Source organism: Zymomonas sp. (assembly GCF_020216885.1).
Lineage (GTDB): Bacteria > Pseudomonadota > Alphaproteobacteria > Sphingomonadales > Sphingomonadaceae > Zymomonas.
The window spans coordinates 1-11,261 of the sequence record NZ_JAIWON010000127.1 but is presented as its reverse complement, the minus strand read 5'-3'; the positions used below and the strand labels follow the sequence as shown (position 1 = coordinate 11,261).

Genomic DNA, 11,261 nt, shown 5'->3' with positions numbered 1-11,261 from the left:
CACTACTGGAGGCCTTTTTAAGGCCAGCGGTATTCCGCGCCCCTTCGATGCAAGCCATCTGCATACCGAGGCAAATACCAAAGAAAGGCACTTTATGCTCGCGAGCAAATTTGACAGCTGCAATTTTACCTTCTGATCCGCGTTCTCCGAATCCACCCGGAACCAAAATAGCATGGAGGGAGGAAAGGGCTTCTGCGGCTTCGGGATTATCGCCTTCAAACATTTCAGCATCAAGCCAGACAATATTGACCTTTACCCGATTGGCAATACCACCATGAACCAAGGCTTCATGCAAAGATTTATAGGCATCTTGTAGGCCGACATATTTCCCGACAACACCAATAGTCACTTCGCCTTCTGGGTTTGCCAGACGATCGGAAATTTCTTTCCAGCGATGCAGATCAAGGGGCGTCTCAATATTGAGGCCAAAAGCTGACAAAACAGCTTTATCCAGACCTTCTGCATGATAATGCAGCGGCACATCATAAATACTTTTAGCATCCAAAGCCGGAATAACCGCTTCTTTTGGGACATTACAGAAAAGAGCGATTTTTGATCTTTCGCTATCCGGCAAAGGATGTTCTGTGCGACAAACCAAAACATCGGGTTGGATACCAAAGCTGGTCAGATCACGGACACTATGCTGTGTTGGTTTGGTCTTTAACTCTCCGGCCGCTGCGATGTACGGCACCAAGGTAAGATGCACAAAAACCACATTACCCCGACCGAGGTCATTTTTTAATTGCCGGATGGCTTCGATGAAAGGCAAGGATTCAATATCCCCGACTGTGCCACCGATTTCACATAAGACAAAATCAAGATCATCTGTATCGTCACGTGCGAAATCTTTGATTGCATCGGTGACATGCGGGATGACCTGAACCGTTGCCCCTAAATAGTCGCCGCGCCGTTCTTTGGCGATGATATTCTGATAAATACGCCCCGAGGTAATATTATCAGAACGGCGAGAAGGAACGCCAGAAAATCTTTCGTAATGTCCAAGATCAAGATCCGTTTCAGCACCATCATCGGTGACATAAACTTCACCATGCTGATAGGGGCTCATCGTGCCCGGATCGACATTAAGATAAGGATCGAATTTACGGATACGGACTCTAAAGCCTCGTTCCTGTAACAAAGCAGCTAAACTGGCCGCCATCAGACCTTTGCCAAGGGATGACACCACACCGCCGGTGATGAATATAAACCGCGCCATGGGAGTAAACGCCTAAAACTGAGAGGGATAAAAAAGCAAGCGAAGAATATAAAAATTTATCGATAACGAAAAATTTATAACTGGCAGAAACGCTAAATAGCCGCTGTTGCAGCTTTTTAACTTTCTACCAGTTCAAGATTATTGATGCGGAGTAGTCGCCGGTTGATCTGCCAAAGGCACCGAAGAAGGCTTCGGCTGTGCTGGTTGGGCAGGCGCTGTTTGCTGTGCTACCGGTTTATGCGCGAGTGAAGTATCAATCTGGGGCGCTGTATTCTGAACACTAGCCAAGGCGGCAAGTGCGATAGACAAAACAACAAACAAGACAGCCAGAGCACCCGTAGCCCGAGTTAAAAAATTGGCTGCCCCGCTGGCTGACATCAATCCACCCGGATTTGAGCCACCGGTTATTCCGCTGCCTTCTGACTGCTGCATCAGAATAACAGTGACAAGCGCCGCTGCGACCAAGGCCTGAACGACTATAAGAATAGTAAACAACATCAGGAAAGTATTCTCCGGCAAAAATAATGCTGTCAGTGATGGTGCCGAATGGCCGAAAACCATCTTCAATAAGCTGACAACGCGTTAGGTCAGGCTATCCGGTTATTGAAAACGAGCTTTCTTGAGATTCAGTATCCAAGACTGTCAATATAGAGACTGAAACAAGCTCTAGCGAAAGGGCGCGTTTTCTTCAACTATCCATAGCCTTCTGCCGCAGATAATTCGAGGGGCGAGGTAAACAGGTTGCGGCTATGCCAAACGCCCTCCTGCTTCAATGATAGGCACAAATTGTTCTGCGGTAAGGCTGGCACCACCGACAAGGGTTCCGTTGACATCTGGAATGGCCATCAATTCTTCGGCATTTTTGCCGGTAACAGAGCCGCCATATAAGATGCGGACTTTCTTCCCTTCGCTTCCTAATAACAGGCATAAGCGGTCACGAATCGAGGCATGCATTTCGGCAATGCTTTCAGGCGGTGGGGTATTACCCGTTCCGATAGCCCAAATGGGTTCATAGGCAACAACTAGATTATCGCTGGTTGCATCTGGCGGTATACAGCCATCCAGCTGCGCCCCGATAATAGGCAAAGCCTGACCAGAAGCATGGGCAGCACGGGATTCGCCAATACAGACAATCGTTACCAGACCATTCGCTATCGCTGTTGTCGTTTTTGCCCGGATCTCTTCATTTGTTTCGTTCTGTTCAATACGTCTTTCGCTATGGCCAACGATAACATAGCTTGCACCGACTTCACGGAGCATCGGTGCTGAAACACAGCCCGTATGCGAGCCACTTTCATCATAATGGCAATCTTGCGCCCCGAAGGTCATATCGGGTTGCCGCACAATAGCAGGCGCTATCAGCGTGAAGGATGGACAAATCACGACATCAAGTTCTGGATGGTTAAAAGTTGCCTTGGCGATCCCGTCCAGTTCGTGCAACATGCCTAAAGAACCGTTCATTTTCCAATTGCCGGCGATGAGCTTGCGTATTGTCATGAGCCTATTCCTTCATATCGCCTTATATCTACAATCATTGTCTTCTTAAAACAGGCTTATGCCGTGATGGAATAAATGAGGTAAATAAAAAACGTGCTGACAATTTCAATTTTTGTCGTCACAGTTAATAACCTTTTTAGCAAAAAGGTAATGCCTTGAATATTTTTTATCAGAAGCAACAACTATTTTTGCTAAAAAGTGGATTTCATGCGATAGAGATAGCTTCTTTAACGCCGGTCTGTTTATCGTTGGCTTGATGCAAAGCCAAGGTCAGATTATGGCATCGTGTTTATTATAATTTTTTCGGGATATCCGATGTTTGCTTTTTTTCGCCGTATGACCAAAAACGGCTTTGCTATGCTTCTTTTCGGTATCGTCATTCTCGCCTTTATTTTTACAGGGGCGTTAGGCGGTTTTAGCCGTTTTGGCGGAAGTGGAAGTAGTGATAAAGACGGAGGAACCATAGCAAAGATTGGAAAGAGGAAACTTTCCGCTTCCGAAGCTTATGATTATATCCGTCGTGACTATTTGGCTGTGCGCCAACAAAATCCTTCTATTGATGCAATGACCTTTGTTGCCAGTGGCGGCATTGGTAAAGCCATCAGCGGATATATCGCTGCCAAATCCATGAGCGAATGGGCTAAAAATAATGGTATCGGAATCAGCCAGAAAATGGTTGACGGTGAAATCGCCAGCATTCCGGTTTTTATCGGTGCTAATGGTAAATTTGACCAGAAGTTATTCGATGCTGTCTTAGCCCAGCAACATATGACGGCTGATCAGCTTCGTTCCGATATTGCGGAAGATATGGTGCGGCGGCAGATTTTAATCCCGATTGTTGCAGGCTTAAAAACGCCTAATGCAATGGCTGAACCTTTCGCTCGTATGCTGGTACAGCGCCATGAAGGCATGATTCTGGCTATCCCGACAACGGTTATGCCGCCATCCGACAAAGCACCGGATGACAAGGCGATTGCCGATTTTTATAAATCCCACATCGAACGTTACACCTTGCCGGAACAGCGCGTTATTCGTTATGCGTTAGTCAAGCCGGATGAGGTTAAACCGACCGAAGTCCAGATCGCTGATTACTTTAAAAGTCATGCAAGCGAATATGCAGCAACTGAAAAACGCGATTTAAGCCAGATTATTCTGCCTGATAAAGCGGCGGCCGAAGCTTTATTGGCCAAAATTCATGGTGGTTTGAATTTTGTTGCTGCCGCTAAAACGGTTGGATTCTCCAGTGAAGATATTCGCCTCGGTGCTTTGTCCAAAGAGCAATATTCAGAAAAAGCCTCTCCCGAAGCGGCCAATGCTGCTTTTTCTCTGGGGGATGGGGCTGTCAGTAATGTCCTCCATTCACCTTTGGGATGGCATATTGTTCATGTTGATAAAATCGAACGCAAACCGGCGGCCACTTTGGATCAGATGCGGGGCGAAATCACGCGCCAGCTTTCTGAAGGTCTGACTTCAAAGGCAATGACAGCCAAAATTAACCGAATTCAGGATAATATTTCTAACGGAAACGGTTTCTCCGACATCGCTCATAAGGAAAAATTGGAGGTTGTTCAGACGGCACCGCTTCGCCGCGATGCTAGCGATGATCAAATCGTTAAAAGTCTGGTTACCCCCGCTTTTGAAAGTGGAAAAAGTAGCGAGCCTTTTGTCGCAACCATTACGGCTGACAAACTCTACGCACTTGCTATGGTCGATCATGTGATTGCACCAGCAGCACAACCGCTTGAGAAAGTTAAAAATCAGGTAGTAATGGATATTCGCCATAGTGAAATGGTCGAAAAATCCCGCAAGCTGGCTGACGAGCTTTTGAAAAAAGCTAAATCGGGTGTGCCTTTTTCTCAGTTAGCAGCGCAGGCCGGTGTTAAATTACCTCCGGTAACGCCTCTGGCCTTCCGTCAGCTTGACTTAAGCCGCTTTCAGCAATCTTTACCGCCAGCGATTATCCGTTTCTTTGAGCTGAAACCGGGTGAAGTTGCTTTGATCCCTGCGCCTGATGAAAGCGGTTGGATGCTGATGAAGATGGAGCGCCTTGTCAGCTCTGATCCTTCCAAGGAAGCCGGATTAACAGCCGCTGTCCAAAACCAGTTCCAGAATATGATGACGGGTGACATTGCAGAACAGTTCTCGAATGCCGTTATGCAGAAATCTCCTGCTGAAATTGATCAGGCAGCGGCTGTTCAGTTAGAAAAACGCTTTCTTAGCAGCGGCGGGAGCGCAGCACAGTGAAACCCAGAATAACAATCGGGAAAGAAAATAACGGGCAGGACAGCGACAAAGATGCGCTGGAAAAACTAAAGCAAGGCAAAGCGGCCTTGCTTTGGCGGAAACGTATCACTGATATTGATACGCCTGTTGGTGTTATGCTGCGCGCGCATCAGTCAGGACGCGGCGACTTCTTGCTGGAATCGGTTGAGGGCGGAAGTAATCGGGGGCGCTATTCTTTTATCGGACTTGCACCTGATCTCGTTTTTAAAGCTGTTGGAGACAAGGCAGAAATCAATCGCAATTGGTTACAAAATCACGATGATTTCTCTCCGGTTGAGGGTGATTCTTTATCGGCGATGCGCCAATTAGTCGCCTCTTGCCAGATGGATATTCCATCTGAGCTGCCTTCCTCTATTAGCAGTTTGGTCGGCTATTTTTCTTATGAAACGGTCGGCCTTGTCGAGAAACTTCCAAGGCCGAAATTTGATCCTTTGAATGTGCCTGATATGCTTTTCGTCAGGCCAACGTTATTTCTGGTTTTCGATCAGGTGACTGATGCGCTTTATATGATCGCACCTGTCTGGCCAGACGGTGCAGGAAGCCCAGAACAAAAAGTGGCTAAGGCCTTGGAGGCTCTCCAGAATATCACGGATATTCTGAAGGAACCAATTCCATCCTTGCCCGCTATTAAAGTCGATCATTTGCCTGAAATAAAGCGGGCAATGCCTCCTGAAGCCTATGAAGATATTGTTGTTCAGGCCAAGGAATATATTAAGGCTGGCGATATTTTTCAGATCGTTCCAGCACAGCGCTTTACGGTAGATTTTCCTTTGCCTCCGATGGCACTTTATCGTTCTTTGCGTCGAATCAATCCGTCTCCATTCCTCTATTTTCTTGATTTTCCGGGATTTTCTTTGGTCGGGTCTAGTCCTGAAATTTTGGTCAAGTTACAAAATGGCGAGGTTACAATCCGACCGTTGGCTGGAACCAGACCGAGAGGCCGTAACAGTTTCGAAGATCAGACCTTGCGCGAATCTTTGTTAAAAGATCCCAAGGAAAGGGCTGAACATTTAATGCTGTTAGATCTTGGCCGAAATGATGTCGGTCGAGTTTCTCAAGCGGGTAGCGTCAAGGTTACCGATTCCTTTAGTATCGAATATTACAGCCATGTGATGCATGTGGTTTCGAATGTGGTCGGTAAAATTAGGCCGGATAAAGACGCGCTTGATGCACTTTTTGCCGGTTTTCCAGCTGGCACCGTTTCGGGCGCGCCAAAGGTTCGGGCATGTGAAATTATTGCGGAATTAGAACCCGAGACCCGCGGGCCTTATTCTGGTGGCGTCGGTTATTTTTCACCTAATGGTGATATGGATAGCTGTATCGTTCTAAGAACCGCTATTTTGAAAGACGGTGTTCTTCATATAAAGGCGGGTGCAGGTATTGTTGCAGATAGTGATCCTGCCTCGGAACAACGGGAATGTGAAGCCAAAGCAGGGGCTTTAATCGCTGCGGCGCAAGATGCCTTTACCCAGAACGATATTCTGCTGAAACAATCAGCTAAGGCCTAAAAACTAAAGATAAAAAACGGGAATAAACTTCCCGTTTTTTATTTGTAGCCGTGATGTCGTGACAGTCTTTTTCCTGCTGTCAAAGAGGCAATTGTCTTTATTTGTTGGGCGTTATAGCCGTGATGGTTCAGCTGTTTTTCCAGATGGTGATGATCTTCTTTGCGGGCGCGGGCGAAAGCAAAAGAGCGCAGCGCTTCAAGTTTTTCATCGGCCAAATTTTTGGGCGGCTCGATACCTGTCATCCAATGCCAGAACCGGCGGAGACCATTGGGTTTTCTGGTCGCTCTCTTATATGTTTTCCGGTGTTTTAACTTAGCTTCCCTTAACCCTAAATAGATGACATCCCATTCAAGCTGACTGAAATGTCCCGTAGCTAAGGGCGTTTTTTGATCTGTATTATGGTCAATTAGCCATTTTTCAGATGTATTTACAGCAGAGAATATCTTCTTTTTATCGTCTTGGATTATCATAACACCCTTCTACAATCAGTATCAGCCATGCGTGACAAGAGAGTATCCGGAAGGCCGATTGAGGCTAGATTCCCTTTTATAAAGGGGGATTCCTTACCACAATATTTATCAAAAAGGTAAAATAATGCCTTTTTGCTAATGTTGTCGTATTTTATGCCAATTTTTAAGGAATAAACAGCTTTTTTCCTTGTCAATAAGGTCACCATGTTGAACAGACAGGTTCCTGTAAATGGACAAGTAAAGTGAAACGGCCATGCGCCATCTGCCTGATTTCGAAGCTTGGGCTATCTTTGCCAAAGTGGCTGAATCAAATTCTTTTTCAAAGGCAGCCTTAGCTCTGGGGTTGTCAAAAGGGACAGTATCAAAAGCGATTTCCCGACTAGAAGAAAGAATGGGAACCTCTCTTCTTCATAGAACCTCCCGCCATTTATCTTTGACCGAAAGCGGGCGCGTCGCTTTGACACGCGCGACTCATTTATTGGAAGAAGGTGAAGCGATTGAAGCGGAAGTTTCTGAAGATGCCAATAACCCTTATGGTGTCGTCAGGATCGCATCGCCTATTTCTTTTGGTATTCAGGCTTTGGGACCCATTCTTCCTGAATTTTTAGCAGAATATCCTCGGGTCGGTATTGATCTTCATTTAAGTGATTCCAGAGTCGATGTTATCGCCGAAGGCTTTGATATCGCTTTGAGAATGGGTGACCTTCCTGATTCTTCTTTGCGGGCGCGGCGTTTATTTTCCATTCGGCGGCCTGTCGTGGCATCACGCGCCTATTTGGATCGTCATGGCCGTCCAACGCATCCACGCGAATTGAGCCAACATGAAGTTATTATTTATTCCCATATCGAGCATCCCCATATCTGGCGCTTTTCTCATCCAGAAGAGGGGCGAGTAGAGGTTAAGGTAGATGGCCGTGTTCATGTCGATAATGGTGATGTTGCCATGGGGCCTTTGCTGTCAGGAATCGGCATCGCTTGCCAACCGGAATTTTTCATCTGGCAAGCATTGCGGGATGGCGTTTTAGAAGAATTATTCCCTGAATGGACGATACCGCCTTACGGGATGTTCCTTTTGACCCCACCGGGACGGGCGCGTCCGGCAAGGGTGCGGGCATTGCTTGGCTTTTTAGCCCAGCGTTTTCAGAAAGCCCCTTGGGTCGTCGGCAAAATGGAACGTCATTGGTGGAATGAATTGCATCCCCCCTTCGAGTAAAGGCCATAAAATATGGCCTTTCTTACTCGATTAGGAGATTATTTGCTTGGGTAACGCAAGCGTCCCAATAAGCGGGAGAATGAAAATTTGCTGTCTTCTGAACGTTTGAACCAGCTTTTAATTTTATGAATTTTCATAAAATTACCGATCCGTCTGGCTAAAAATTGGCGGGTATTAGCGAGTTCAGGATCTTTGTCATCAAGATAGACGTATAAAGTCGCCATATAAATGGCATCCAGTGACAACCGACGGGTATAATAGGAAAAATCAGTCGATTTATCACCCGCTAGCTTCCAGATCAGATCAGCCGCATGCCAGCTAAGCTGAGATGAATGAGGCACATGGCTTGGCATTACTAAAATGCTTAAGGCTCGCCGCAGCGCCTCACGATAAGGCTGCATAATCTCGAGGCGTGCCATAATCAAAGTCTGAACTTGGTCTCTCACTCGCATGTCATCTAATGGCAAGCTTTTGGTTTTTTCAATCAAGGCTTTGTCGACAGAGTCAAACCACGCATCTATCATCTGAATACGGCCGTCATGAAAGGCTAGTCTCGCTCTCTCAATCGGAATTTTATGCTGGTAAGCGGCTAACGCCAGAGCCTGATCGCTCCAACCATCAAATGCTACATGTTCGGGAAGGCTTGGAGCAATGGCTTGTCTTATTTCATCCAAGGTCATTTCATCGGGATTGCTGCCCGACGGAGAGGAATCTGTCATAATAATCCTTCACAGCCTAGAGGACGTCTCTTTAATTCAATAAAGTGACCTTTGTAATACTGCTATTACTGGAAAAAAGGTCAACATATTAGCGGTGAATTTTAGATGAAGTTTTTCATGACAGTCAGAGTAAAATGACAGATGTCATTGGAAAGATAGGGAGGCCTGCCGTCTTTATTATAAGACAACAGGCGCTATCCCTTTCATATTTAAGATAATTTTTTCTTGAGATTGAACATGGTAACAGCCGCCTTGGCAGCATCCCCACCTTTGTTTTTTTGTTGAGGATCAGCACGAACTAAGGCCTGCTGTTCATTTTCGACGGTTAAAATACCGTTGCCGATCACTAAACCATCTAAAGTCAAAGCCATAACACCACGGGCGCTTTCTGATGCCACAATCTCGAAATGATAGGTTTCGCCCCGAATAACAACGCCTAAAGCGACAAAGGCATCATAAAGACCGGTATCAGATGCCATAGTAATGGCTGCCGGAATTTCGAGCGCGCCCGGTACCGTGATGACTTCACATTCGTGACCGGCTGCTTCAATAGCCTGTTTGGCACCTTGAATCAGCATATCATTCAAATGGCTATAGAAACGTGCTTCGACAATTAAGAATTTAGCCATTTCAGGCTCCTTCGGTAATAGGCTGTTCGCCTGTTATGTTAAGGCCATATCCGGCCAAGGCTACAGGCATATGGTGGCTGTTCGTCAGAAGAATCATATCTCTGACGCCCAATTCCGCCAGAATTTGTGCGCCTATACCATAATCGCGGTGAATTGTTTCCTGATTTCGGCTGGCAGCCCATACAGAGCTTTTATCGGCACTATTTTCCTGTGAACGTTGAACAAGAACAACGACACCAGTCCCTTTTTCCGCAATGATTTCCATCGAACGGGATAAAAGCTGTTGCCGAGAACCTGTTTGACCCAGCATATCGCTAAAAGGATCAATAGCGTGCATCCGAACAAGGGTCGGTTCATCAGCTGAAATCTGTCCTTTGACCAAGGCCAAAGATTCGCTGCCGGTCGCTTTGTTTCTGAAACGGATGGCTTGCCAATCACCACCATAAAGGCTGTTGAAAGATTTTTCTTCAATCAACTCGACATTATTATCATGTTCACGCCGCCATGCGATCAAATCGCGGATAGTGCCTATCTTGATATTATGCCTTTGAGCAAAAGTGACTAGATCATCAAGACGAGCCATTGTCCCGTCTTCTTTCATCACCTCACAGATAACACCGGAAGCATTTAAGCCAGCCAAGCGTGCAATATCAACAGCGGCTTCCGTATGACCCGCCCTGACCAGAACGCCGCCTGGTTTTGCCGCTAAGGGGAAAACATGGCCGGGGGTTACAATGTCTTCTGCACCTCGGGAACTGTCGATAGCAACCGCAATGGTTCTCGCTCTGTCGCCAGCAGAAATGCCGGTGGTAACGCCTTCCTTGGCTTCAATCGAAACGGTGAAAGCGGTTTGCAAAGGCGCGTTATTCTCGCGTGACATCGGGGCTAGACCCAAACTGGTTACGCGTTCTTTCGTCATGGCGAGGCAGACCAAACCTCGTCCATGTGTCGCCATAAAATTGATGGCCGCCGGTGTTGCCATCTGTGCTGGAATAATCAGATCGCCTTCATTTTCACGATCTTCATCATCAACCAGAATAAATATTCGGCCATTCCGTGCTTCTTCGATCAGCTCTTCAACCGAAGATAGAAAAGGATGCCGTTTGGTCGATCCTTTTACAATGGGGGTATTCTTACTCATACCGCGACATTTCCTAAAGCATTCATTCTGGCAAGATAGCGCGAGAGAACATCAATTTCGATATTGACAAAATCACCGGCTTTCAAATCGCCGAGCGTGGTTTTTTCGGCGGTGTGAGGAATGATGTTGATAGAAAACAGCACTTTGCCATCGACATCTTTAACTTCGTTTACCGTAAGGGATACGCCGTCGAGAGAGACTGATCCTTTTTCTGCAATATGTGGGGCAACTTCAGACCCGGCTTCAATCAGAAAATTATGGGAATCACCGACTGCCGTAATCGAAACAACTTTACCGATGCCGTCGACATGACCTGTAACGATATGGCCGCCCAATTCGTCGCCTATTTTCAAGGCACGTTCCAGATTAAGTTTTTGGCCTTTTTCCCAACGTCCCGGTGCCGTGCGGGAAACGGATTCGCCAGAAACGGTAACCTCAAACCAATTTCGGGGCGTTGTCCCTTTGTCAACAACGGTCAGACAAACACCGGAACAGGCGATAGAGGAACCGGTAGGAACTGTATCCATAGGATATTATGTCGCAACACGAATGCGGCGATCACCTTCCTGCGTAACAGAAGTAATC

General features: G+C 46.6%; 10 protein-coding genes and 1 pseudogene. 3 read left to right on the top strand and 8 right to left on the bottom strand.

All coding sequences use genetic code 11. The features are described 5' to 3' along the window. From LDL18_RS07310 to tpiA, 3 genes are all read right to left on the bottom strand, one after another. On the bottom strand, positions 1-1,216 hold a 1,216-nt coding region (locus tag LDL18_RS07310; RefSeq protein WP_296508257.1), incomplete at its 3' end, for a CTP synthase. A gap of 138 nt (positions 1,217-1,354) precedes the next feature. After that, positions 1,355-1,714: a preprotein translocase subunit SecG gene (gene secG, locus LDL18_RS07305; RefSeq protein WP_014500821.1), complete on the bottom strand. Its 360-nt coding sequence runs from the start codon at positions 1,712-1,714 to the stop codon at positions 1,355-1,357. Between the two features lie 249 nt (positions 1,715-1,963). Then, positions 1,964-2,713, bottom strand: coding sequence for a triose-phosphate isomerase (tpiA, locus tag LDL18_RS07300; protein ID WP_011240372.1), 750 nt, complete (start codon positions 2,711-2,713; stop codon positions 1,964-1,966). Positions 2,714-3,028: 315 nt separating this feature from the next. On the opposite strand from tpiA, the gene LDL18_RS07295 reads away from it, so the two are divergent. Continuing rightward, the gene (locus LDL18_RS07295; protein WP_296508251.1) at positions 3,029-4,957 is read left to right on the top strand and encodes a peptidylprolyl isomerase; all 1,929 of its coding nucleotides are present in this window, start codon (positions 3,029-3,031) and stop codon (positions 4,955-4,957) included. Next, on the top strand, positions 4,954-6,504 hold the full coding sequence (gene trpE / locus LDL18_RS07290; RefSeq protein WP_296508249.1) for an anthranilate synthase component I: 1,551 nt from the start codon (positions 4,954-4,956) through the stop codon (positions 6,502-6,504). The genes LDL18_RS07295 and trpE overlap by 4 nt, the downstream gene beginning before the upstream one ends. A 38-nt stretch (positions 6,505-6,542) precedes the next feature. Here the strand turns inward: trpE and LDL18_RS07285 are convergent, their stop codons facing one another. After that, a complete protein-coding gene (locus LDL18_RS07285; protein ID WP_296508247.1) occupies positions 6,543-6,974 on the bottom strand; it encodes a hypothetical protein in 432 nt (143 codons plus the stop codon). A gap of 253 nt (positions 6,975-7,227) precedes the next feature. Here LDL18_RS07285 and LDL18_RS07280 point away from each other — a divergent pair, with 253 nt between their 5' ends. Beyond that, complete coding sequence (locus LDL18_RS07280) at positions 7,228-8,187, top strand: LysR family transcriptional regulator (RefSeq protein WP_011240376.1); 960 nt, start codon at positions 7,228-7,230, stop codon at positions 8,185-8,187. Positions 8,188-8,225: 38 nt separating this feature from the next. Here the strand turns inward: LDL18_RS07280 and LDL18_RS07275 are convergent, their stop codons facing one another. From LDL18_RS07275 to LDL18_RS07260, 4 genes and pseudogenes are all read right to left on the bottom strand, one after another. Further along, positions 8,226-8,906 carry a COQ9 family protein gene (locus LDL18_RS07275; RefSeq protein WP_296508244.1) on the bottom strand — a complete coding sequence of 227 codons (681 nt, stop codon included), beginning with the start codon at positions 8,904-8,906 and terminating at the stop codon, positions 8,226-8,228. A 209-nt stretch (positions 8,907-9,115) separates the two neighbouring features. Next, positions 9,116-9,535 (bottom strand): 6,7-dimethyl-8-ribityllumazine synthase, encoded by a 420-nt coding sequence (ribH, locus tag LDL18_RS07270; RefSeq protein WP_296508242.1) that lies wholly within the window; start codon positions 9,533-9,535, stop codon positions 9,116-9,118. Between the two features lies 1 nt (position 9,536). Then, on the bottom strand, positions 9,537-10,676 hold the full coding sequence (gene ribB, locus LDL18_RS07265; RefSeq protein WP_296508240.1) for a 3,4-dihydroxy-2-butanone-4-phosphate synthase: 1,140 nt from the start codon (positions 10,674-10,676) through the stop codon (positions 9,537-9,539). After that, positions 10,673-11,260: pseudogene (locus tag LDL18_RS07260) on the bottom strand (riboflavin synthase). The gene ribB and the pseudogene LDL18_RS07260 overlap by 4 nt, the downstream one beginning before the upstream one ends. Position 11,261: the final 1 nt, after the last annotated feature.

Excerpts from the sequence above, each read along its gene's own strand:
- secG (WP_014500821.1), bottom strand. The coding sequence starts at position 1,714 with ATGTTGTTTACTATTCTTATAGTCGTTCAGGCCTTGGTCGCAGCGGCG.
- tpiA (WP_011240372.1), bottom strand. The coding sequence starts at position 2,713 with ATGACAATACGCAAGCTCATCGCCGGCAATTGGAAAATGAACGGTTCT.
- LDL18_RS07295 (WP_296508251.1), top strand. The coding sequence starts at position 3,029 with ATGTTTGCTTTTTTTCGCCGTATGACCAAAAACGGCTTTGCTATGCTT.
- LDL18_RS07285 (WP_296508247.1), bottom strand. The coding sequence starts at position 6,974 with ATGATAATCCAAGACGATAAAAAGAAGATATTCTCTGCTGTAAATACA.
- LDL18_RS07280 (WP_011240376.1), top strand. The coding sequence starts at position 7,228 with ATGCGCCATCTGCCTGATTTCGAAGCTTGGGCTATCTTTGCCAAAGTG.
- LDL18_RS07275 (WP_296508244.1), bottom strand. The coding sequence starts at position 8,906 with ATGACAGATTCCTCTCCGTCGGGCAGCAATCCCGATGAAATGACCTTG.
- ribH (WP_296508242.1), bottom strand. The coding sequence starts at position 9,535 with ATGGCTAAATTCTTAATTGTCGAAGCACGTTTCTATAGCCATTTGAAT.
- ribB (WP_296508240.1), bottom strand. The coding sequence starts at position 10,676 with ATGAGTAAGAATACCCCCATTGTAAAAGGATCGACCAAACGGCATCCT.